The organism is Clostridium sp. HBUAS56010, from assembly GCF_007115105.1.
In the GTDB taxonomy this organism is placed as follows: Bacteria; Bacillota; Clostridia; order Lachnospirales; family Lachnospiraceae; genus Lacrimispora.
Genome location: NZ_SULJ01000001.1, coordinates 882,107 through 906,395 on the forward strand (window position 1 = coordinate 882,107; position 24,289 = coordinate 906,395).

21 protein-coding genes are annotated in these 24,289 nt (G+C 43.6%); 5 read left to right on the forward strand and 16 right to left on the reverse strand.

Features of this window, described 5'->3' with window-relative positions; all coding sequences use genetic code 11:
* Window positions 1-47: 47 nt before the first annotated feature.
* Complete coding sequence (locus FAY33_RS04255; RefSeq protein ID WP_143319497.1) at window positions 48-932, forward strand: DUF2935 domain-containing protein; 885 nt, start codon at window positions 48-50, stop codon at window positions 930-932.
* Window positions 933-1,113: 181 nt separating this feature from the next.
* On the opposite strand, the gene FAY33_RS04260 is transcribed toward FAY33_RS04255, so the two are convergent.
* From FAY33_RS04260 to FAY33_RS04285, 6 genes are all read right to left on the reverse strand, one after another.
* The gene (locus tag FAY33_RS04260) at window positions 1,114-1,317 is read right to left on the reverse strand and encodes a hypothetical protein (RefSeq protein WP_143319498.1); all 204 of its coding nucleotides are present in this window, start codon (window positions 1,315-1,317) and stop codon (window positions 1,114-1,116) included.
* A 2-nt stretch (window positions 1,318-1,319) separates the two neighbouring features.
* A complete protein-coding gene (locus tag FAY33_RS04265) occupies window positions 1,320-1,580 on the reverse strand; it encodes a TfoX/Sxy family protein (protein ID WP_143319499.1) in 261 nt (86 codons plus the stop codon).
* Window position 1,581: 1 nt separating this feature from the next.
* Window positions 1,582-1,836: a zinc ribbon domain-containing protein gene (locus FAY33_RS04270; RefSeq protein ID WP_143319500.1), complete on the reverse strand. Its 255-nt coding sequence runs from the start codon at window positions 1,834-1,836 to the stop codon at window positions 1,582-1,584.
* A 15-nt stretch (window positions 1,837-1,851) separates the two neighbouring features.
* On the reverse strand, window positions 1,852-2,427 hold the full coding sequence (locus tag FAY33_RS04275) for a TetR/AcrR family transcriptional regulator (protein ID WP_143319501.1): 576 nt from the start codon (window positions 2,425-2,427) through the stop codon (window positions 1,852-1,854).
* 257 nt (window positions 2,428-2,684) lie between these two features.
* On the reverse strand, window positions 2,685-4,397 hold the full coding sequence (locus FAY33_RS04280; RefSeq protein WP_143319502.1) for a GMC family oxidoreductase N-terminal domain-containing protein: 1,713 nt from the start codon (window positions 4,395-4,397) through the stop codon (window positions 2,685-2,687).
* Between the two features lie 30 nt (window positions 4,398-4,427).
* Window positions 4,428-5,051 carry a hypothetical protein gene (locus FAY33_RS04285; RefSeq protein ID WP_143319503.1) on the reverse strand — a complete coding sequence of 208 codons (624 nt, stop codon included), beginning with the start codon at window positions 5,049-5,051 and terminating at the stop codon, window positions 4,428-4,430.
* Between the two features lie 324 nt (window positions 5,052-5,375).
* Between FAY33_RS04285 and FAY33_RS04290 the strand changes: the two genes are divergently transcribed.
* The 4 genes from FAY33_RS04290 to FAY33_RS04305 all read left to right on the forward strand — a co-directional run bounded on the left by FAY33_RS04290 (window position 5,376) and on the right by FAY33_RS04305 (window position 11,580).
* Complete coding sequence (locus FAY33_RS04290; RefSeq protein ID WP_143319504.1) at window positions 5,376-8,042, forward strand: cation-translocating P-type ATPase; 2,667 nt, start codon at window positions 5,376-5,378, stop codon at window positions 8,040-8,042.
* Window positions 8,043-8,158: 116 nt separating this feature from the next.
* Window positions 8,159-8,431 (forward strand): GNAT family N-acetyltransferase, encoded by a 273-nt coding sequence (locus tag FAY33_RS04295; protein WP_143319505.1) that lies wholly within the window; start codon window positions 8,159-8,161, stop codon window positions 8,429-8,431.
* Window positions 8,428-9,597, forward strand: coding sequence for a M50 family metallopeptidase (locus tag FAY33_RS04300; protein WP_143319506.1), 1,170 nt, complete (start codon window positions 8,428-8,430; stop codon window positions 9,595-9,597). Before FAY33_RS04295 ends, FAY33_RS04300 begins: the two co-directional genes overlap by 4 nt.
* Before the next feature lie 300 nt (window positions 9,598-9,897).
* Window positions 9,898-11,580: a pectate lyase gene (locus tag FAY33_RS04305; RefSeq protein WP_243126551.1), complete on the forward strand. Its 1,683-nt coding sequence runs from the start codon at window positions 9,898-9,900 to the stop codon at window positions 11,578-11,580.
* A 73-nt stretch (window positions 11,581-11,653) separates the two neighbouring features.
* Here FAY33_RS04305 and FAY33_RS04310 read toward each other — a convergent pair whose 3' ends face one another.
* From FAY33_RS04310 to larA, 10 genes are all read right to left on the reverse strand, one after another.
* Window positions 11,654-13,447 (reverse strand): collagen-binding domain-containing protein, encoded by a 1,794-nt coding sequence (locus tag FAY33_RS04310; RefSeq protein WP_143319507.1) that lies wholly within the window; start codon window positions 13,445-13,447, stop codon window positions 11,654-11,656.
* A 146-nt stretch (window positions 13,448-13,593) separates the two neighbouring features.
* Window positions 13,594-14,997: an FAD-binding oxidoreductase gene (locus tag FAY33_RS04315; protein ID WP_143319508.1), complete on the reverse strand. Its 1,404-nt coding sequence runs from the start codon at window positions 14,995-14,997 to the stop codon at window positions 13,594-13,596.
* 2 nt (window positions 14,998-14,999) lie between these two features.
* Window positions 15,000-16,193 carry an electron transfer flavoprotein subunit alpha/FixB family protein gene (locus FAY33_RS04320; RefSeq protein ID WP_143319509.1) on the reverse strand — a complete coding sequence of 398 codons (1,194 nt, stop codon included), beginning with the start codon at window positions 16,191-16,193 and terminating at the stop codon, window positions 15,000-15,002.
* Between the two features lie 11 nt (window positions 16,194-16,204).
* A complete protein-coding gene (locus FAY33_RS04325; RefSeq protein WP_143319510.1) occupies window positions 16,205-16,993 on the reverse strand; it encodes an electron transfer flavoprotein subunit beta/FixA family protein in 789 nt (262 codons plus the stop codon).
* Window positions 16,994-17,008: 15 nt separating this feature from the next.
* Window positions 17,009-18,550, reverse strand: a complete 1,542-nt coding sequence (locus tag FAY33_RS04330) for an L-lactate permease (RefSeq protein WP_143319511.1) — start codon at window positions 18,548-18,550, stop codon at window positions 17,009-17,011.
* A gap of 33 nt (window positions 18,551-18,583) precedes the next feature.
* The gene (locus FAY33_RS04335; RefSeq protein ID WP_143319512.1) at window positions 18,584-19,567 is read right to left on the reverse strand and encodes an electron transfer flavoprotein subunit alpha/FixB family protein; all 984 of its coding nucleotides are present in this window, start codon (window positions 19,565-19,567) and stop codon (window positions 18,584-18,586) included.
* Window positions 19,568-19,579: 12 nt separating this feature from the next.
* The gene (locus FAY33_RS04340; RefSeq protein ID WP_143319513.1) at window positions 19,580-20,356 is read right to left on the reverse strand and encodes an electron transfer flavoprotein subunit beta/FixA family protein; all 777 of its coding nucleotides are present in this window, start codon (window positions 20,354-20,356) and stop codon (window positions 19,580-19,582) included.
* A 15-nt stretch (window positions 20,357-20,371) separates the two neighbouring features.
* The gene (locus FAY33_RS04345; protein WP_143319514.1) at window positions 20,372-21,508 is read right to left on the reverse strand and encodes an acyl-CoA dehydrogenase family protein; all 1,137 of its coding nucleotides are present in this window, start codon (window positions 21,506-21,508) and stop codon (window positions 20,372-20,374) included.
* A 34-nt stretch (window positions 21,509-21,542) separates the two neighbouring features.
* Window positions 21,543-22,970 carry an FAD-binding oxidoreductase gene (locus tag FAY33_RS04350; RefSeq protein ID WP_143319515.1) on the reverse strand — a complete coding sequence of 476 codons (1,428 nt, stop codon included), beginning with the start codon at window positions 22,968-22,970 and terminating at the stop codon, window positions 21,543-21,545.
* Window positions 22,971-22,993: 23 nt separating this feature from the next.
* Entirely contained in the window at window positions 22,994-24,289 is a 1,296-nt protein-coding gene (gene larA, locus FAY33_RS04355) for a nickel-dependent lactate racemase (RefSeq protein WP_143319516.1), read from the reverse strand.

Consider the following 24,289-nt stretch of genomic DNA (forward strand, 5'->3'; position numbering starts at 1 on the left):
TTTTTTCAGCATAAGATTTAATAATACAAAAAACAGGAGTCAAGCACATGATATCAAAAGAAATGTATGTAAGATGGTCTCTTCAATACCAGCTTTTCTGGCTTCGCATTCTGAAAGAACATGCAATCTTTATTGAGGCAACCATGCCGCCGCCTGGAAAATCCCTCGCCCTTACAGCCGATGCTTACAAACAAAATTATGACCTTTTTCTTCTTACTGCCATCGGCCTTGCAGACGGTGTAATTCCTGCCGGGGCTCTTGAGGCGGGACAATACTATACCCAGTATACCGAAGAAGCAGAACGGGCGGCACAGCAATACACCGGAATTCAGATCAATACAGACATGACGATTATGGAATACGATATTACCCCCTGCTCCCCTTCCTTTCAGAGTTCAAGCAGTTTAGAGCAGGAAGTTTCTCTTCTCAACCACAATGTTATGTCACTGACCGACTCTTTTATCCGTTTTCAGACTCAGCTTTTAAATAACCGGTCCTCCTGCAAATTATTTACCCTGATGTATACCGGCGATATCTTACATATTCTAATGGAAGCCAAACAGTTCCATCTGTTGTTGTCAGACCTTGTTAAAGGAGACGAACATGCACTCGATCACTACAAAAATTTCTGGACCAATAACATGGCGGATCATGCCAAGGTGATGCGGGGACAGTTCGATCCTACGGAAACAGCCTATTTTAACCGTGCCAACCAGTTCTCCGACTTATTTGACACACTTTCCAGAGAAGAGATGACCCCTGCCACATATCCTTCTGATGCCGCCCTTTTAAGGAGCACAACGGAAATCCGGGATTTTAAAGCAGACACCACGGAAGCCATCCTAAAATGCCAGGTTCAGTCCATTATGCTGTCTCTCTATACGGATCACCTGCTGCGGGAAGCAAACCATTTCATCTTTCTTATGAATTAGGCGGCAATAGCCAGCGCAACAGGTTTGTTACAGATTCTCTTAACATAACAGGCGGTTGATCTTTATGACTTCGGGCCAATCTGGTCCGAAGTTTAAGAAGGATTCTACGCTTCATTTTATCGGCTCTGCTTCTTTGCGTCTGACTCTTTGACGAATGTCAATTCCAGTGATTTAACACTTATTAATTATCACCATCATATGCTTCTATTGCTAAGGGCAATCCGTCTTCAATACGAGCTACCGCCAGTGCAGTTATATAACAAAGTTCCTTTGTCTTCTTATCCATTCCTATGGCATGATCTAAACCAAACACCATATTAATCCATTGTTGGTACGCTTGTGGAGCTTCAATTTCAAATGCCTGATACGCTTTACTCATTTTCATAATCATCTTCCTTCTAAACTTTTATAATATTTTTGTAAGTCGTTTTTTGTATCATTCGAGAGTTCTGTATACCTCTTATTCTCAATCGCTCCCTGTAAGGCATAAAGCAAATGTAAGCATGCAGAATTATCAGATAGTTTAAGGTAATAAAATGCTTCTTTACTTCCTGTTTTGGCAAGTTCTTCTGGAGTACAAATTCCAATACTATGTAATTGTTTTTCAATTACACTGCCTATATTTGGTAACGATTTTAAACTCATCATATTACCCTTCCTCGCTGAAATATTTTTTCCATGCCGGCAATTTCTTCATGTTGTTTTCAACGATTGCTTTGGAAGCTTCCTGATCAAACCCTTGTGTTTTGATGATGAAATCAATCCAATTCTCTCGTTTTTCTTCAAAGCTCTGCATGGAACCATCAGCCCTTGCACAATAATTGCAATAATCGTTACGGTTGTCCTGACCGGGGAAATCAGACAGTTCTTTCATAGGCATACCACATGCAATACATCGTTTCATTTAAAGCACCTCCAGTTACGTTCTTATTAACTCTAAAAATGTTGAGATAAGTTCTGATCTATATCTGTTCAATAAAGGTTCATTGGGTGAGAATAGTTCTTTATGAAGCAAGTAATAATGAACCATACCTATCCAAGTATTAAACATCATATGGGTAGGCACTTTTTTAACATGATTTCTGTTTTTCTCTAATGTCTCAGAGAAATGGAAGGCAATATTCGATTGAATATTCGCAAATATCAACCTTACTTCTTTTGGAAGAATGCTTTTATCGCTAATTAATCGAATGTAGAAGTTCTCATGATTGCTCAAAATATCAAGATAAGTAGATAAAAAACCGTTTAAATCTCTGTTATCACGTACCATGTTACTGGTCTCTACAGCCAGCGTATCTCCAAAATCTTCGATTAAGCAAATAAGCAGTTCATCCACTGATGCAAAATGAGCAAAAATTGTTCCATGAGATACATTCGCCTTTTTAGCAATTAAAGAGGTTGAAGCAGTAAAGCCGTTTTCGGCATAAACTTCAAAGGCTGCTTCCATAATTTTCCGTTTGGTATTTTCTTTTTGAAGTTGTCGTTTTGTTTTCACTCTTAATCTCCTGAACTCATAGTGAGTATTTACTCATTGAGTATATACTCACTATAATACAAAAGAGCAATTATTTCAATACCTAAAATTCAGTGCGAATCATCTTCTAGATATTATCTCTCTTTTCAAGCATTACTTCTGAACCACATTGAACCTCTTCTTGATTGGATGGGCAATGAATTGATTGGAATTTGATCCCAAAAAAGGACAGGGTTTGAATCATTCCAAACACCTGTCCTTATAAGGAAATGCTGACATCATGAAAAATACTTTTCCGCAATCTTTTCTGCCGTTCTTGTTGCCAGTGCCTGGGTGGTCAAAGTGGGATTAGGACCTCCAAGTCCATTGCCAAGGACACTGTTATCTGCAATAAAAAGCCGGCTGACCTGTTTTGCTTCGCAGTTATTATCGGTTACCTGACCCATCCGCATGGTGCTCATAATATGGATTCCGGAATCCGGCTGCCAGTTGGCGCGGGTGATCGTTTTTGCTCCTGCACTTCTAAGGACATTACAGGCAACCCGTACCAACTGTTCTCTTTTTTCCGTGTCAGCATCATTTAAGCGATACGAAATAACGGGAATAAATCCGTTTTCATCTCTTCTTACAGGGTCCAGTGAAATTCCATTGCTCTGCTGCACACTATCATCTGCCAGAATGATAATGCTCAGTGTTCTCTGGTAATCTTTCATGTTTTCCTTTAAAAGTTCGCCTGCAATGATTCCTTCCCTGTCCCATGGGCTGTCTTCTCCGACTTCATTCTGAAAGTAATACCCTTTCTGGCTCACTCCATAAGACATAAAAGAATAGAGCCCCGGACTGAGTCCAAATGGTTCAAACGTACCAAGTCCCGGATAATCAAGCCTTGCTGCTGAATTCTGACCGATAAATGGCTTCACATCTGACATTCCAAGTGCATTCATGAGATCTTCTTCCTCAAATATGCCAGAGACACAATCCATCATGTGAGTCGTAAGACCTTTTCCAACCCATTCATTTTCCGGAAGTTGCGAATTCAACCAGAGCCTTGGTGTTTCAATTGCTCCGGCTGCCATGACAATAACCCTGGCTTTTAATTCACGAACCTCGCCGGTCCAGGTGTTCCTTACCGTTACACTCTGTGCGGAAAGACCCTGAGTGCCCTCCTGTGCCGTATTAATCTTCACTGCAAAGGTATTAGGCATAACCTCCACATTGCCGGTTCTCAGCGCCATTGGAATATAGCTGACCATGGTAGACCTTTTGGCAACCGTATCCACGCTGGGACCCATATTGCACCCATTGACACAATGCCCCCGTAAGGTGCAGCCAACCGCCTGATTGGTTTCTATGTCAAAATCAGGATTATTCAACATGGAATTGACGGGGAAAATGCAATTCGGCTGTACTCTGTACCCCGGTTCTGTCACATCTTTTACTTCAATATAAGAAAAACCTGCTTTTTTTGCACCATAATAAAATAAATTTTCCTTAGAAGTTCCAGTTGCCGGACTAACCGGAAGTGTATTTTCTACTTTTTCATAATAAGGAACCAGTTCTTCATATGAGATAGGCCATTCGTTCTGAAAGGATACGGGATAGGCACGGGGACAATTGGAAAAGTAAACCAGGGTAGTTCCTCCTACTCCGGCAGTCTGCCATAAAAACCCTCCGCCCTCCACAATTCTGACCCAGGGCGCCATGTCTCTGTTTGCAGGTCCCCAGCGCAATTTTCCGGAAACAGGATCATTCATATCATCTTCCAGATCTGTAAAATCTCTTTTTAGCAGATTTATATCAAGATCATCAACACTCCGACTGCTTCCCGCACCTGCATCTTCATTAGGTCTTTGCCATTTGCTATTACCGTACCAGGGACCAGCCTCTACAACAAGCACCTTGATCCCCTTCTCTCCCAGCTCTTTGGCAACGACTCCGCCCCCTCCGCCGGCTCCTATTACAATTACATCTGCATCATAACCATTGTTCATATGTTTTAGTTTCCTCCAAATTATAGTGTTTTATGGCTGCCTGGTATAGTCATAGGATTGTGCCACCCGATATCCCCTAGAAGGTCCAGGATAGCCAATCTGCTCCCAGCTTCCCGGGAAAAACTCCAGTACACGCTGATTGGGCTGCAGAGTTCTAGTAGTGCCATATCCCCACCACTCCGAATAATACCCCATATAACTCAACCGGTTCATAAGAGGGAAAACAGGAATGATTTCATCAACCCCTACGTCATCAAGTACCGGATAATAATTGACTGCTTCCGAACCTGTTAAAATCTGCATCGCTGCAAAACGTTCAAACGGAGTAAGCCTTAAAAAATATTTCCCATCAGACGAAGCATCCTCATTTCTCTCATCATCTGATTCATAAAGAAACTGTTTTGCCGCTGCATTTAATAACTCCGCTGCTACCACCGTCATAGGAGTATATAAGCGGTCCAGAGACATCACAAGATACTCATCCGTATCAAAATCCATGGCTCCATAATACTGAACAGCACCATACATCTCTGCCAGATCCGGTGACCTGGGAATCAAGGTATCCACAAATGCCTTTATCGTATCTGTCACATAATCATAGATGGTTTCCTCTTCCAGCATGCTGATGTCTGAATCACGATTTGTCCTATCCAATGAATCACCTTTTATTTTCTTCATGTTTTATTTCTATAATCCTATGACAGAACAGATCCATCTAGCACCAACATATTTTAAATAAAATATATTGACTAATTGAGATTTTCCCGCTATAATGGTTCAAAATAATCAATTTAACATTAGGAGAGTATGTTTTTCCATGGACGATAGTGACAGTAGCGACACTGAACAATATTTTTTTCATCTTATAAATAAGATTCAAAAATCAGGAAAGGTGTGCCTTACTTTTTAAGTAAGGTGTGCCTTTTTGTGCATTTTTGACTTATATTATATTAAATAAAAAAGGAGAGAAACAAATTAATGGATGACCACTTAGGAAAGCCTTGGCACTCGTTGACTGTAAAGGAGGTAGAAGAAGCACTTCATACTTCTGAGGATGGGTTAAGCGATGCTGAGGCTGCCACAAGGCTAAAGAAAAACGGATACAATGAATTACGACAGAAAAATCAGAAAAGTATTTTAGAAATGTTGAAAGAGCAATTAACCGATGTTATGATTTTAATCCTCATCGGTGCCGCCGTATTATCCGCCGTTCTTCACGAATGGACCGAAGCCATTGTTATTGTTGTTATCGTAGCACTTAACGCTACTGTCAGTATTATCCAGGAAAAGAAAGCTGCCAACGCACTGGAAGCACTAAAGAATATGGGTGCTCCCACTGCCCGCGTGCTCCGGGAGGGGGACGAAAGTAAGATCCCTGCAAGCGAGCTGGTTCCAGGGGATATTGTATACCTGGAAGACGGGTGCATTGTCCCAGCGGACATACGCCTTTTTGATACCAATCATTTAAACATTCAGGAAGCATCTCTCACTGGTGAATCTGTTCCGGTTGAAAAAACCGATGATACCAGATTTGAAAAAGACACGCCGTTAGGCGACCGGACCAATATGGCTTACAGTTCCTCCATCGTCATGTATGGAAACGGAACCGGAATTGTGGTTGGAACCGGTATGAATACCGAAGTGGGACAGATCGCCGGGCTGTTAGACCAGCAGGATGATTTTGATACTCCTTTAAAACAGAAGCTCAATTCTGTAGGGAAAATCTTAAGCATTGCAGGGCTGTTTATCTGCATCATCATCTTTGTCATTGGTTCCTTATACGGGCGCCCCTGGATTCCTTTACTCATGACAGCCATCTCCCTGGCAATCTCTGTAATTCCAGAAGGACTGCCTGCCACTGCCACCATTGTTATGGCACTGGGTGTTCAGAGAATGGCTGAGAAAAATGCGCTGGTACGAAGTCTCCCTGCCGTGGAAACCCTTGGTGGTGCCACAGTAATCTGCAGCGATAAGACCGGAACACTGACACAAAATAAGATGACTGTAACAAAAGTTGCCATGAACGGGGACTTCCTGGAAGGGAAAACCACCTCGGTTAATGAAGCATTTGAAAAACACAGTGTTTATCTTGATATGGTTCTCGCCGCTGCTCTCTGCAACAATGCAAGCCTTGATCCTGACCGGCCAGGAGAGATTTTAGGTGATCCTACAGAAGGCGCTCTCATCTTCCTTACCGATGCCTATGGGCTGAACCAGGATGATTTAAAAGAAAAATACGAACAGCTTTTCGAACAGCCATTTGATTCTGTCCGGAAGCGAATGACCACTGTCCATTCCATGGAGGATGGCATTACCGCATATACCAAAGGGGCTGTTGATGAAATGCTTCCTCTTTGTACTCATATTTTAACGTCTCACGGAGTCCGTCCCATTACTGATGAGGACAAATCACAGATTAAAGATTTATGTTCCGGAATGTCGGAAGAAGCCCTGCGTGTTCTTGGGTTTGCAAAACGGATTCTGTCAGAAGTTCCCACCGAAGATGATGAAGATCTGGAATATGATATGACTTTCCTGGGTGCTGTAGGCATGATTGATCCGCCAAGAAAAGAAGTAATCCAGGCAGTCGAAACCTGTCACGAAGCAGGAATCCGTACTGTTATGATAACCGGTGACCACAAGATCACTGCGGTTGCAATAGCAAAACAGTTGAGCATCTTCCGTCCGGGCAATACCGTAATATCCGGAGATGAACTGCAAAAGATGACTGATGACCAGTTGGATCAGGCAATGAAGACTACCACTGTATTCGCCAGAGTATCGCCAAGCGATAAGTTAAGAATTATAAAATCTCTCCAGAGAATCGGAGAAATCGCCGCCATGACCGGAGACGGAGTCAACGATGCGCCTGCTTTAAAAGCAGCCAACATTGGTGTTGCCATGGGAAAAAGCGGTACGGATGTTGCCAAAGAAGCTGCCCACATGCTTCTTCTTGATGATAACTTTACTACGATTGAATACGCAATCAGAGAAGGGCGCCGTATCTACCGCAACATACAAAAAGTAATCCAGTTTTTACTGGCAGGTAATATTGCTGAAATACTTACACTGTTTATCGCAACCCTTCTTAACTGGGAAGCGCCGATTTTAGCAGTCCATATCCTGCTCATCAATCTGGTTACCGACTCTCTTCCTGCGATTGCCCTTGGCGTTGATCCGGCAAGTAAAAATATCATGAAACACAAACCGGTTAAATCAGGAAGTCTGTTTGAACGGGGACTGGTCGCCAGAGTTGTTGCACACGGTCTGTTTATTACCATTGCAACCGTAAGCGCCTACCAGATCGGCTTTAAAACCGACAATCACGGTGTTGGTATGACCATGGCATTTTTAGTTCTTGCCATATCCCAGACCTTCCATGCCTTAAACCAGCGTTCCAACACGGATTCCATATTCGCAAAAGGGCATCAGCTTAATAAGGCACTTTTCGGAACCATGATCTTATCACTGCTTATTATCGGCATCATCATGGTTACTCCGGGATTAAGAAGCTTTTTCAGCCTTACCGTTCTTTCTGTAAGAGAATGGATTATTGCACTCCTTCTCTCACTTCTTCCCCTGGTTCTGGTTGAAGTCACCAAACTTGGAGCAAGGCTGATGAAAAAAAGCAAAAAAGGCTTCTAACCATATTTTACTCAACTAAAAAACAGGACCCCGGAATCAAAACCGGGGTCTTATTTCTTGAAATCAAAGAAGATCAATGCTATAATTCACTTACAAAGAAAAAGGAGATAATACCTATGAATTTTACCTATAACCCCAATCAGATTGCATATTTTCATTCCGACCAGAACCTTCTGGCTGAAGTTACGTTTCCCGATGTGGATTCTGAAACCGTAGACATCAATCATACCTTTGTAGACGATTCTTTAAGAGGTCAGGGCATTGCTGGAAAGCTGATGGAAGCTGCTGCCATTCATCTCCGCTCTCAGGGCAAAAAAGCGATTCTCACCTGCCCTTATGCCATTAGCTGGTTTGAAAAACATCCGGAGTTTCAGGATATTTTAAAATGAATGTGAAAAAGAAAAAGCGCAGACCTCTCAGCGCCCATCTTCTGCCAATTCTGTTTATGCTTCCGTTTGGAGCCATATTTGGTTTTTTCCTTGGCAGGTATACAGAAGAGTTCTTTGATCAGGGAAGACCTTTTCACGAAATTATATTTGCAGCCGCTTTACTGTTTTTCATTCTTTATTTTATCATCCTGATTCAGATAATCCTGCATGAGGGCGGTCATCTTATCTTCGGTCTTTTGACGGGTTACCGCTTCTCTTCCTTCCGAATCGGCAGTTTTATGTGGATAAAGGAAGAAGATTCTATAAAGCTCAAGAGATTTGCCCTTGCAGGAACCGGAGGGCAATGTCTCATGGCACCACCGGATTACAACAACGGCAATTTTCCATATTTACTCTATAACATGGGCGGTCCCATTATGAATTTAATTGTTTTTGTCCTGTTTGGCGGAATCTCATTTTACACAAAAGATTATATTCCTGTATCTGCCTTCTTTTTTGTTTCTGCGATTATGTCTCTGATGATCTCCCTGATGAATGGCCTCCCTCTGAAACTGGATCTGGTCAATAACGATGGTTATAACGCGTTATCTCTTGGGAAAAACAAGGAAAACCTGCGTTCTTTCTGGATTCAGATGAAATTAGGAGAGCTCAGCACAAAAGGCGTTCCTGCGAAAGATATGCCAGAGGAATGGTTTGTCATGCCGTCACCAGAATCCTTAAAGAATGGTATGAATGCTTTTTTAGCGGTCATCTGCTGCAGCAAAATGATAGAAGAGAAAAAGTTTGATGAAGCAGAAGAAACCATAAGCCGGCTTCTTCTTATGGATACTGCCATTGCCGGACTGCACCGGAGCATGATGGCTGCTGATGGGATTTATTGCAGACTGGTAGGAACTGACATAACGAAAGATCCTCTTGAACTGATGGATAAACAGCAGAAAAAAATGATGAAAATCATGCGCCATTCACTTTCCATTCAGAGAACCGAATACGCTCTGGCACTTCTTTTGGAACAAAACGAGGAAAAGGCTGGGAAGATTGAAAAAACATTTGAAAAAACTGTCAAAAATTATCCCTATCAAGCAGACATTATCATCGAAAGGGAGCTTCTTGAATTTGCAAAGCAACGATATGAAGGAAAAAAGAATGAAGCCTCCCGGCATTAAATTATGTCGGAGGCTTTTTGTTTGTTTTATACACTTATTCCCATTTTTAACACCACAGCCTCACAATCTTTCACAATATTTTACAAAGCATTACCAATTTCCGAACTAAACATGTATAATTTTGGAACTTGACTTGAAAATAATCTAGTAAAAATATATACTAAATTTACAAAAACTTTTCGGCATAATAATTGATATATTTTACCAATTAATTAAAATTCCATATGAGAAAGGGGTGATTCCATTGGTTTGCTTCTTATTTTACTCATTGTGATTCAATCTTATGGAGGGGAAAACTATATGATGAAGAAATGGAAAGTAATTGCTAAAAGAATTTTTGCATTTTCATTAACAGCCATTCTGGTTTCAGGAACTTCTTCCTTACCCGCTTTTGCAAAAGATGTTGCTATAGAAGAAAGCGGGGGCTGGCTGGAAACAGCCTACACCACGTGGAGACCGGTTCCAGGTGCCACAGCCTACCATGTATATGTCAAATCAGCGAACGCCAATGACTCCGCTTATACCCAGATTGATGATGAATTAATAAGAGAGTATCCTTCCTATTGGAGAGCTGATGCGGTTGGTCTTCCAGCCGGAAACTATGTTATGAAAGTAGAAGCGGTCCATTCCAACGGAACAAAAGAAGACACGGTTACAAACTCTCTTAACGTAAACGCCCACGACCGGAGCGGCTTTGCCTTTTCCTCTGACTCCCCCTTTAAAACAGGGTCCGGGGCTTATGAAGAAAACGGCGCATTAAAAGAAGGTGCTCAGGTCATCTATGTCACTTCTGATACTGCAAAGACTGTAACTTTAGATGTGATTGTAAATAAATCCGGTAAAAAACAGACAGCAACCGGAATTGGAGAAATCCTCAAGCTGCGTGAAAAAGGATATGACAAAACTCCGCTTGCCATCCGTTTTGTCGGACAGGTTACAAAACAGGATGTATCCGGTCAGCTTAACAGCAATGGATATCTCCAGGTAAAAGGAAAAGGAAGTTATGCAGAGATGAACATGACCTTAGAAGGCATTGGCGAAGATGCAACCGCTTATGGCTGGGGAATCTTAGTCCGTAACTGCGGCAATACAGAGATTCGGAATTTAGGTCTTATGATGTTTCCTGACGACGGAGTTTCCCTGGATACTTCAAACTGCAACGTCTGGGTTCATAATAATGATTTCTTTTACGGTACAGCCGGGTCTGATGCAGATCAGGCAAAAGGAGATGGTTCTGCTGACGTGAAAAAAGGGTCAACCTATATCACATTATCATTCAATCATTTCTGGGATTCCGGGAAAAGTTCTTTATGCGGTCTGAGCGAAACCAGTGAATTCTTTGTAACTTACCACCATAACTGGTTTGATCATTCTGATTCCCGTCATCCAAGAATCAGGACAGGATCTGTCCATATCTATAACAATTATTATGATGGCAATGCAAAATATGGAGTTGGCATCACCAGCGGCGGATCCGCATTTGTGGAAGCCAATGATTTCAGAAACTGCAAATATCCTATGATGATTTCCCTGCAGGGTACCGATGCTCTTGGAAAAGGGACTTTTTCCAAAGAAGATGGTGGTATGATTAAGGCTTTCCAGAATAAGGTCGAGGGTGCAAACAGCCTGATTTATGCCAACTCAGATTCCGGAACAACAACTGCAGATGCAGTTCAGTTTGATGCTTACTTATCTTCTTCCAGAAATGAAACTGTTCCTGATTCATACAAAGCTTTTAAAGGTAATACCGCTTACAATAACTTTGATACGAAAAAAGATATTGGCGTCAGCGCTTCTGATGTTGATGACGTAAATGAGGTAAGGGATGTTGTAACAGAAAAGGCTGGCCGTCTGAATAAAGGAGATTTCACCTGGGAATTTGATAATGCAGTAGATGATACTTCCTACAACATGAACGATGGACTGATGGCTAAAATAAGAAGTTATCATACAGAGCTTGTATCAATCGGAGGAATAAAATAACAGATACAGTGTTTGAATGAAAACAGCGGGGACTTTTTTAAGTTCCCGCCATTTCATTCTCCATAGCCTTTGATCAGTCTAGCATAAATTCTGCTACTCCAACATTATTGAAGGTGATAATTGGTTTACAGGATAAGGTACTGTAGGAATTATCGCAAAGTCTTACTTCCAAAATATAGCAGGCTTCATAAGGCACTGTAAACTCAAAGCCGCCGCATCCATTGATCTGCTCCCAGAACAACAGCGTATCAATTCCCTGATACCTTTTGTATAACTTCACATCCCACTGATGATAATTGCAACAATGGCAGCCCCAGATGCAGCCTTTGATCAATCCTGCTTTTACAAGGCATTCTTCGCACACTGGACATGGTTTTGGTGCAGGCGGGACCGGGCATACCGGACACGGTTCCAGTACGGGGCAGGCAGGGCAGGTCGGGCATACGGGACATGGCTCCGGTACGGGGCAGGCAGGGCAGGTCGGGCATACGGGACATGGCTCCGGTACGGGGCAGGCAGGGCAGGTCGGGCATACGGGGCATGGTTCCGGCACGGGACAGGTCGGGCAGGTCGGACATGGCTCCTGTGCAGGACAGGTCGGGCAAGTCGGACATGGCTCCTGTGCAGGACAGGTCGGGCAAGTCGGACATGGCACAGATGGCTGCACTTCGGGCTGTACCGGTGGTTTTACTTCCGGACGTACCGGCGGCTGCACTTCGGGCTGTACCGGTGGTTTTACTTCCGGACGTACCGGCGGCTGCACTGGCGGCTGTACCGGTGGTTTCACTTCCGGACGTACCGGCGGCTGCACTGGCGGCTGCACTTCGGGCTGTGTCTGACCCTGACATACTACAGTTCCAATAAACGGATAATAGTGAAACTCAAACCCGCTGGCTTCATTGACAGCAAACCCTCTGAGAGCAGCATTGCCGCTTACATGACCTCCGGTTGGATGCCCGTGAAACATTGCCTGCGGAGCCAGAATGCTTCCCCATATGTCTGATGATTTTTCCATATGAATGTCTTTTGCATCCTCAAACACATACAGCGTGTTATTGGCTTTCTCCTGCTCTCCATATAAGCCGTACTGGAGATGTGCATGATCTCCTGTTATCAATTTCACAATAATCGTACTGCCCTCCGGAACCTCTGCCCGGATTCCTTTTGTTATTAAACCATTTGGTCTGACATCAATGAGGAACACGTTCTGTGCCGGATCATTTCCTCTTAAAATCCATTCAAAACTGTTATCTACTACACTTCCATTGGGTTCTAAGGCTTCTATACAGCTTTTGTAATCTCCGATACTTTTTCTGGCATCCTGAAAAAAGCCTGATATGTTCGCATGGATCCTTTCTGCAGGAATATATCTTGGCACATCATAGCTGGGGATCACATAGTGGTCTCCTTTATCAGACGGAGTCCAATAAGGACTGCCTTCCTTTGCCTCATATAAATCTTTCAATTCCTGTAACTGATCATCCATGCCATCTTTTCCAATAAGGTAGGTACTTCCCTTGGCGGCGCGGAATCCACCCTGGCTGACCACATGACCTTTTACGACCAGCGGACCAGACATTGCCACGCTTCCTCCGGTTAAAAACCTCACCAGATCAGGAGAATAGGGAATCTCCCCATATCCCCTGTCTCTGGCAAATCCTGCACTAAACCCTCTTGGGCTGTAAAAACTTCCTCCTATTGCAACAGGCCCTTCCACGTCCACAATATTGTTAGCATCGTCAAACACGATGACATTGAATCTGGACGCCACGCCAAAAGGCTGCCCATCAATGGAGTGCCAGGTTAAATCATCATAAGGTAATCCGGCATGTTTCATTGCCTCATTCCTATTCTTGATACGATCCATATAAACTCCTGCATGTTGCTAAAATTACAACGCATTTTTATTCTTAATAGAAGTTTATTCGTTTAAAAATGCTCTTGTGCAGGTTTCTATGCAATTGAAAGAAACTTTATGCTGATTTAAGGAAATAAATAATGGGACTTCTTTGTCTACAACTGGGCAATCTTATGAGGATTTAAGATGTTATTTGGATCGAATACCTGTTTAATTCCATTCATCAGATTAAGGTTTACCTCAGGAAGAGACTCTCTTAAATATGGTTTTTTGGCAAATCCGATTCCATGTTCTCCGGAAACCTGACCTCCTAACGTCATGGCTTTATTATATACCTTTTCCATGGCGGCTTTCATGCGTTTCTCCCATTCTTCCTGGCTCAAATCATCTTTCAGCATATAAGCGTGGAGATTCCCGTCCCCTGCATGACCGAAACTTTTAATTCGGAGTCCGCACTCATCCTGAAGGCTGTGGAGATAGGTAACCATTTCATTGACGGAACTTCTGGGAACTACCATATCAACCTCATCCATATAGGTAGTTGAGCCTTTGATGGCTTCCAAAAATGCCCCTCTTGCTTTCCAGATTGAATCTTCCCGTTCCTCTGTATCAGAAATCAAAACGTCCAGTGCTCCCTGTTCCAGGCAAAGTTTTGCAACTCCGTCATAGGCTTTCTCGATCTCTTCTAAAGAGTTTCCGTCAAATTTCAATAACAGATAAGCATCCGATTGTTTATCTGGAAATGCTTTTCCCAGATATTTTTCAGCATCAATGATAACTTCCCTCTGCATAAATTCAATGGCAGTTGGCACTGTTTTTGATTTAACAATGAGAGGAACGGTATTAATGGCATGTTCCAGAGTCGGAAATGGAATCAGCAGGCTGACCACCAGTTTGGGACGGGGAATCAGCTTTAAGATTGCTTTCGTAATAAAACCAAGAGTTCCCTCTGATCCGATCATCAGATCTTTTAAAGCATATCCGGAACTGTTCTTAACCACTTTACCTCCAAACTCTGTGATATCCCCATTTGGAAGCACCACTTCAAGACCTCTTACATAATCCCTTGTAACTCCATATTTTACGGCACGCATACCGCCTGCATTGGTGCTTATATTTCCTCCAATGGTAGCAGACTTTTCGCCAGGATCAGGGGGATAGAACAGATCATGGTCTTCCACATATGCCGCCAGTTCCATTAATAACACCCCTGGCTCCACAGTGATTGTCAGATTGTCTTCATCCAGTTCCAGCACCTGGTTCATCAAGGTAGTATCAACCATAATCCCGTGTTCCACTGCTACAGAGGAACCTACAAGACCGGTTCCAGCCCCTCTTGGAGTTACAGGAATCAATTTTTCATTGGCATATTTCATGACTTTTGAGATTTCCTCGGCGGTTTTCACTTTCACCACCAGGTCCGGGTAACTGTTCGCATCCCCCAATTCATCATGACTATACTCTTCGTTGATCAAATCACCGGTTAAAATACGCTCCTCATCCGGGATCAGATTTTTTATCGCTGCAATATCTTCTTTATTTAATTTCTTATATTCCATGATCATGCTCCTCTCTTCTCTTTTATCTTTGCAATCAGTTTCGGGAGAATTTCATAGAGATTGCCAATGAGACAGTAGTGTGCGGATTTAAAAATCGGCGCTTTGGGATCATTGTTGATTGCAAATATTGTATCAGAATGGTTCATGCCCGCTACAAACTGAATAGCACCGGATACCCCACAGGTAATAATTAGTTTTGGTCTTACGGTTCTCCCGCTTAAACCGATCTGGTATTTTGCTTCCAGCCAGCCTGATTCTGCCATTGGTCTGGTACATGCCACCTGACCTCCTAAGAGATCTGCCAGCTCTTTTAACAGTTTTAAATCTTCCTCTTTTTTTACCCCTCTTCCTGCTACTATCAGTACATCGGAGTTTTCAATGAAGGTCTCTTTTTCTTTGGGCAGAATGTCAAGAACTTCCACATGACTGGTAAGCTTTTTCCTGTCTATGTCACAGGAAATGATCTCCCCGGTTTCTTTTTCTGATCTTTTGGGAGCATTCATGATCTTATAGCGGACTGTAGCAATCTGGGGGCGATGGTTCGGCGTCTTGATATGAGCCATAATATTGCCGCCAAATGCTGGACGAATCTGGGATAAGTCTGTATTTTCATTCATTTGCAGAATGGTACAGTCAGCCGTAAGCCCTGTTTTCATTCTTGCAGCCACTCTTGGAGCAAGCTGTCGTCCAACGGTTGTAGCTCCCACTAAGATGGAGGAAGGTTTCACCGTCTTAATGAAATCTTCAAAGACTGCAGTATAAGGTTCAATCTGAAATCTTGCCAGTTCTTCCTTGTCATAGACAAATACTTTATCGGCACCGTAATGAAGAATTTCCCGGCTTTTTTCCTGAATATTCTTTCCCATGAACAAAACGTATACTTCCTGTTTTGTCACGGCTGCCATTTCCTTTGCTTTTCCAATCAGCTCATAGGTAACCGGATGAATATTGCCGTCCACATGATCGGCATAAACAGCAATTCCTTTCCATGCAGATTTGTCAATCTCCGGCTTTTTCTTATCCTCTACATACTCCACCGCACCTTTTGGTCCTTTTTTTACACAAAGCCGGCACATCTTACAGGCGGCATTGATCACAACAGCCCCATCCTGCACTTCCATTGCCCCAAAAGGACATATCTTTATCAGTTCATTTTTATCAGGAATACACTCCTGATGTACAATTAACTTTGCCATGATTTTCCCTCCTAAACAAATTTCAGTTCCTCAATCTTGTCAAACAGTTTATCTGCCAGCACTTGTGCAGATTCTTCCCATATCTCTTTCTTATCATTTGTCTCGGGAGGAAAGATCTTCTGTACCTGGGTGGGAGAGCCATTGAGACCATAATTCATCTCTTCCCGGTCCTTCATATCATCAAGCGTCAGTATTTTCACCTGTCTGTCTTTTGTTTCCTGCTTTTTTACAAAAGAAGGAAGCCTTGGCTGAAAGATGTCTTTATCCACTGCCAGAAGACAGGGGAATTTTACTTTTGCCACTTCTACTTCATCAGGTAAATCCATGTCTATGGTAATGCAATCTTCCTCTAAGGAACGGATTCGAACCACATTGGATACGCTGGGAATCTCTAACCATTCTGCAATTTCAGGACCTACCTGCGCCGTATCGCCATCGGTAGTCTGCTTCCCGCAGAGAATCAGATCATATTCTCCCATTGCCTTTATTCCCTGCGCCAGAGTATAGCTGGTTGCAAGCACATCTGCTCCTCCAAAGCGGCGGTCTGAAATCAGAGTTCCATGGTCGGCTCCCAGACTAAACGCTTCTTTGATTACCTGACCTGCCTGAGGGGGCCCCATGGAAATTACATCAACCACTCCTCCCTTTTTCTCCTTAATTCGGAGCGCAGTTTCAATGGCATATAAATCATATGGATTCATCTTTGAAGCTGCTCCGTCTCTTTTCAATACTCCTGTAACAGGATCTACCTCAACTTTATTGCTGTCAGGTACCTGTTTGATACAAACAAGAATTTTCATTTCCATTTTCCTTTCTTAATAGATGAGGCTTCCAAAATACGCCATACAGCCAGCAATAAGAATGAAAGCTCCGCTGTACTTTACCGCATGATTGAGTACTTTACTTTCAAATCCAAGGAGACCTGCAGCTCCTGCACCAATGGCAATGCTCTGAGGGGATATGATTTTGCCGATGGTTGCACCTACGGTGCTGGCAGAAGCGAGCCAGACCGGACTGACGCCGATACTTGCTGCGGTCTGTGCCTGAAGACTTCCAAATAATACGCTGGAGGAGGTCCCGCTTCCCGTTACAAACGCTCCCAAAGCACCCACCAGAGGAGCGACCAGAGGATAAAAACTTCCGGTTAAGGCAAGCATGGTTCCTGCAATGGCTGCAATCATTCCGCTGTATCCCATGATTTTTGACATTGCCAATATGGTAACAATGGTGACAATGGTTTTCCACATCTGCTTTACAGTCCCAAGGAACACCTTTGCCATCTGCTTAAAACCTGCTCCCTGTATTCTTCCGCCAATAATAGCGGCTATTAAAATTAATACACCTGGTGTCGCAAGCCAGGTAAAGGTATAAGGTGAAGCCCCTTCTCCTGTATAAATGAGAACAGAGGTTTTAACCGCTGAGAGCATTTTATTAACCGGAGGAACCATGTTGGAAGTCAGAAGCAGAAAAACAAAAATAAGGAGAAATGGCATCCAGGCTTTTACTGCTTTTTTGCCTGTAATTTTATTTTCCCCTGCTGGTTTCCTCTCTTCAATGGCATATTCCGGGTCCAGATCTTTATAAAATTTTTTCACCATACCGATGGTAACTGCCATGGAACAGATGGAACCTATGATAACTGGAAGTTCTGCACCAAGAAACCAGGCTGCAAGCAGTTCTGGTATGGCAAAGGACAGACCAGCAACAAGAGCAACCGGCCAGACTCCTTTTAACGCTTTTACAGACCCTCCAATAATACAGACCATAAGAAACGGGGTGAGTATTATAAAGGGCAGCAATTGAAGAACCGTTGCAAACGCTACGTTACCGCTGGAAAGTCCTGCAACTTTTGCCAGGGTAACCGTGGGAATCCCAACAGAACCAAAGGCTGTGGGGGAGGAATTTGCCACCAGACAGGCTACCGTTACTGCAATGGGGGAAAATCCCATGCCGCATAACATGCTTGCCGGAATGGCAATTGCAGTTCCAAACCCTGCCATTCCTTCCATAAATCCTCCAAAACACCAACCAATAATTAAGACAAGAATCCGCTTATCTTTTGATACACCGGAAAGCATTTCTTTGATACAATCCATACTTCCGGTTTCCGTGCAAAGATTATAGGTAAATATAGCCGCAACAATCACCAGGCAAATAGGCCAGAGAGCAAGAGCCACCCCTTCCAGTCCTCCAGTTAAGCACTCTGTTGCCGGCAGCTTAAAGATTATTACGGATAGAACGGCTGCAATTACCAGTGCAATGGGACAGGCTTTAAACGCCGGAAGCTTTAAAAGACTCAATGCAATCATAAGCCACAAAATAGGTGCTAATGCCAGAAGAAAGATAACCATATCCATAATGAACCCCTCCATACATCTCAAACGTTCTCCCTACAGTGCCCGAATCTTTTTGATTTCCTCAATCATAAGAGGAATCACCTTCCCTGCGTCTCCCACAATGCCTACATCTGCAATATCAAAAATAGGTGCATCTTCATCTTTATTGACTGCTACAATATACCCCGACCCAATCATACCTGATACATGCTGGGTCGCCCCTGAGATACCGCAGGCAATGTAAAGCTTTGGTGCCACAATTTTTCCCGACTGCCCTACCTGATGGGAACGGGGTACCCACTCTGCTTCAATCGCAGGTCTTGTTGCCCCCACAACACCATGACAGACAGATGCCAGTTCTTCCAGAAGTCTGAAGTTTTCCTTATTTCCCATCCCTCTGCCGCCGGCAACAATTACGTCAGCCTCTTCCAGATTCACAGTTTCTGCTATCTCTTTTACCACATCAAGGATCTTTGTTTTAAGAAGTCCTTGTGTTTCTACCTGTTCCTCTGTCACTTCACCCGTCCGCTCTTTTTTCAGGTTCTTTGAAAATGCGCCGGACCGCACGGCTGCAACTGCCGGTGTTTGTGTGATAATAAGATCGTGAAGAACCGTTCCCCCATACACGGGGCAGGTAAATACAAAACTCTGTCCCCGGTCAGAGATATCCATTACATCTGCAACACCGCCTGTGTGAAGACCTCCAGCTACCATGGGGAGCAGATCTTTTCCATCTAAGGTTCCCGCCATAAGAATCAGAGCAGGCTGAAACTTTTTTGCCAGTTCTGTCAGGACTTCCCCATAAACCTCCACCTGAAAATCCTCTTTTTTTACAATGACTGCCTTGTCAGCGCCGGCAAGAATGGCAGTTGAAGCTGCTGTTTCCAACTCTTTTCCGATTAAAACAGCAATTACTTCCACCCCTCTTGCCACTGCCATCTTTCTTGCCTTTGCCAGTATTTCCAGTGCTCCGTTTACAGGAGTGCCGGATATGGTTTCCACATAAACCATAATATTCTTTGCTTCTGAAACACTCATCTCTTTCCCCTCCTATAAAACTCTGGCTTCTGTTATGGCTGACATCGCCTGGGCAACTGCTTCCTGCGGACTATCGGCTTTGATCTTTATTCCTGCCGAACGTTTTTTCGGTGCAAATACCCGTAAAACCTTTATTAAGCTGTCCGTTTCCCCAAAAGGTTCCAACTCCCCAATCTCTTTTTTCCTCGCAGCCATTTTACTTTTAATGGTTGGATATCTGGGATCGTAATCTGGTTTCTGAATGGTTGCCACACAGGGAACTGCCGCTTCCAGAAGACGGTAGCCATCTTCGGTTTCCTGTGTGAGTTTTACCGCTTCATCCTCCGGCTCTATCCCAATGACATTGGCAGCTACTGGCATGGCAAGTTCCTTTGCCAGTAAAATCCCCACCTGACTGGAGGCATAGTCCGTGGACTCTTTGCCGCAAAAGATCAGATCAAAGGAACGATCCAGTTCATTTTCTATCTCATGGACTGCATGGCTTAATTCCTTTGCAATGTTTAAAGGGTCCAAAGAATCTGCTTTTTCATTCCTTACCAGATAAGCCCGGTCGGCCCCTACTGACAGACAGTTTTTCAGAGAATTTTTTACGTTTTCCCCCCCAATGGATACTACCGTAACTTCTCCTCCAAATTTTTCTTTTAACCGGACTGCCATTTCAAGTCCATAGGTATCAAAGGCATTTACCACCGAGGTAACCCCTTTTAAATCCGGCGTTTTTGTAGCCGGGTCCAGAGAGATTTCTACGGAATCATCGGGTACCTGTTTGATGCAGACTAATAGTTCCATGATTGTCAACCTCCCTTATTTGCCAATAACATTGCCGGCGATAACGATTCTCTGAATCTCATTGGTTCCTTCAAAAATCTGGAATATCTTCGCGTCTCTTAACAATTTTTCTACCGGATATTCTCTGCTGTAACCATAACCGCCGAATGTCTGGATTGCTTCTGATGCCACTTCCATGGCAATGTCTGAGGCGTAGCATTTAGCAATGGCTGATTCCATGGTAAAAGTCAGGCCTGAATCCATTCTGGTCAGAGCATGTGCCACCATCTGGCGGGCAGTCTCGGTTTTAATCTGCATATCTGCGATTTTAAACTGCATTGCCTGGTTTTTAATAACTGGCTTTCCGAACTGGATTCGTTCTTTTCCATACCGGACGGCTTCCTCAATGCCTCTCTGGGCAATTCCTGCTGCAATGCAGCCCATCCAGGTTCTTGCCTGATCCAGGGTTTTCATGGCAATGGAAAATCCTCTCCCCTCTTCTCCAATTAAATAAGAAGCCGGAATTCTCACATCTTCCAGGACAACGTCACAGGTGTTAGAGGTTCTGATTCCCATTTTATTCTCTTCTTTTCCCGTACTCAGTCCAGGTGTTCCCGCTTCCACCAGGAACATGGAGATTCCTTTTACCCCTTTTGTTTTATCCGTCATGGCTGTAACACAATAAAATGAGGCAACTCCGCCATTTGTAATAAAGCACTTTCTTCCATTTAATATGTACTCATCCCCGTCTTTTACTGCCGTTGTTTTTCCTGCTCCTGCATCCGATCCTGCCCCAGGCTCTGTCAGACAGAAAGCTCCAAAGCCACCGTCTAATATTTTGTTGCACACAAGCTCTTTTAACTCTTTGCTTCCTGCAATAAGAACCGGTTTTAATGCAAGCCCGCTGGCTGAAATGGTGGTTGCAAAACCTGCGTCAGCAATTGCCATCTGCTCAATTAAAGCTGCCACATCCACCCGGCTCAGTCCCGGACCTCCGAATTCTTCCGGCACCTCCAGAGCCTGATATCCCTGTTCGATTGCCTTATCATAAATTTCTTTTGGCCATTCACCGGAAACATCGTATTCCTTACATGCCTCCACCACTTCTTTTTCGCAGAAATTTTTCACATCCTGTAATAAGTCCTGTGCCTCATCTGATATTAAATATGCCATTTCTTCCTCCTCCTGAATGGTTTTATGTTGTTATTTACAGCTTACAGCAGATTTTACCGGGATTCAAAATCATCTTAGGGTCAAACACTTCCTTAATCCCCTTCATCAGACGCATGCTTGTTTCCCCGGAAAAAGCTGCCAGATACTCCATCTTCCCATAGCCGATTCCGTGTTCTCCTGAAATAAGACCTCCGCATTCTGAGGCTTTTTTATAGATTGTCTCCATAAATTCTCCTACCTGCTGTTTAAACGCCTCTTCTTCCATGTCATTGGCACAGGCATAGATATGAAGGTTTCCATCTCCTGCATGCCCAAAACTTTTAATGGAAAAATCATAGTTGTCTTCCAGAGATTTGACAAAAGAGAGATAGGCGGGAATCTGATTGACCGGCACCACCACATCACACTCATCAAGCAGTTTTGTCTCCGCATTAATTGCTTCCAAAAAGGTGCTTCTGGCTTCCCAGGCATCTTTTTTCTTCACCGGAGTATCTGCCACAAGAACATCAACTGCCCCTTCTTCCAGAACAACCTCTGCCGCCTGTTCGGATAGTTCCTCTAACAGTTCCTGTCTGTCTCCGTCAAAAGTCATGAGTAAGTAAGCTCCAATCTCCACTCCATCCACTTCTTTTGGAAATACACTTTTCCCAAGGTAACGTTCTGAAGATAAAACAATTTCCTTCTCCATGAATTCCAGTGCCTGTGGTTTTAAGCCTGCCATAAATATCTTGGGAACCGTTCCAATGCAGTCCTTTAACGTTTCAAAGGGTACAATCAGGCTGATGGTCTCTTTGGGAGCGGGAATTACCTTTAATGTGAGTTCCGTAATAATCCCAAGGGTCCCCTCGGAACCGATCATCAGATGAATCAGGCTGTAACCTGTGGAACTTTTGGAAACCGGTGCTCCCATCTTGACAATCTCGCCGGTTGGCAGCACCACCGTCATGGCACGCACATAGTCTCTGGTACAGCCATATTTAACAGCCCGCATTCCTCCTGCATTGGTTGCTACGTTGCCGCCCAGTGTGGCAAATTTTTCACCTGGATCCGGGGGATACAAAAGTCCCTGGCGTCCTGCGTCCTCAGAAAGATCATTTAAAAGCACTCCTGGCTCCACCCGCACAACAAAGTTTTCTTTATCATATTCCACAATCCGATTCATTTTACTCATGTCAAGAAGCACTCCTCCATGAAGTGCCACTGCTGCTCCAGTCAGCCCGGTTCCTGCTCCTCTTGGAATCACTGGAATATTATTTAAAAAACATAGCTTTACAATGGCTGCAATGTCTTCGGTGTTTGTGGCTTCAATGATTACCTCTGGGATTCCATTTCCATAAATGGGCATTTCATCATGAAAATAATCCTCATTCATCTCTTCTTTCTCACGGACCTTACCTGGAACAATCTTTTTAAATTCCTCTATGAGTTCCGGAGTGACTTTGTTATAAGTAACTTCTCCCACCTTAACTTCTCCTTTCCGGCTCTTTATGAAAGATGCCTGTTCCTGACAATGACGGAAACCCCATCAGGAATAACCGTGATTTTCTCATCCCGTCTGCCTAAATACCGGTCTGCCATCTCAATTGCTTCTTCTACGCTTTCTGCATAATCCATCTGCATCTTTGTGACCATTTCTTTTGGCGCCTGAGTTACCATAATGACATGATACTTCAAAAGAATTCTGCATAAAATCTGGGCTTCCCACTGGTCCGGCATGGTCTGATCTCTTGGAGTTTCAAGAAAACGTTTCATAATCTGATTCTTATCTTCCCCTCCCGCAAAGGTATCATAAAGAGACTGCCCGCCATGACCATCACTGCAACTGGATACCATAATAATTACACCTCCAGGCCGGCAGGTGGCTTCTGCCGCCGTCATACCTTTTACCGCCTGATAGATATTTTGATCCAGCGGATATCCGCCGTTGGTGGATATCACAATGTCAGCGGGAATGGCATCAACACCGGAAAGCTGATCTACAAATTCGCAGCCTTTTTTATGGGCTTCATCAAAATCTCCTGCGTATGCCTTTATCACCTTTTTGTTTTCATCGAGAACCACATTGACAATGAATGCCAGCTTTGCCCTTTTTCCAGCATAGATCATATCTTTTTGAATGGGATTGCCTTCTAAGATTCCGGTTCTGGCAAAAGGACTGTCAATAAATTCAGAACAGTGGTTTGCCATAACCGTCACACCGCTTGACACTCCCGGCAGAACGCTTTTTCTTCCTCCGGAAAATCCGGCAAAGAAGTGAGGCTCAATAAAGCCTTCGGAAATAAGCAGATCTGCTTCTGCTGCAATCCGGTTAATCAAAAGCTTTCCGCCGGAAGGCAGGGTATCTAAAAAAACCATATCCTCGTCTTTAAAGCTTTCATGGATCACAAAGCGAAGGTCTTTTCGATCAACAATTTCCTGACCAAACTTATCAATTAATTCTTCCCTTGTGGTAGCTCTGTGAAATCCCGTGGCAATCAAAATGGTGATTTCCGCCTCTGGATTGCCTTCTTTGATTTCCTCGATGATTGAAGGAGCAATCACCCGGCTTGGAACTGGTCTGGTATGATCGCTTGCAATCATGACAACATTTTTCTTTCCCTTTACCAGCTCTCTCAGCCTTTTGGAAGCAATGGGATGTTCCATTGCTTCCTTTACCAGTTCTTCCTCTGGTTTTTCTGCGTGATAGCTGTGGGCGCCTGACATAAGAAGTCCGTTTAACCTGCTGTCAGGAATCGTTACACTTATTTTTTCCCTTCCAAAGGGTAATTGCACAACCGCCAT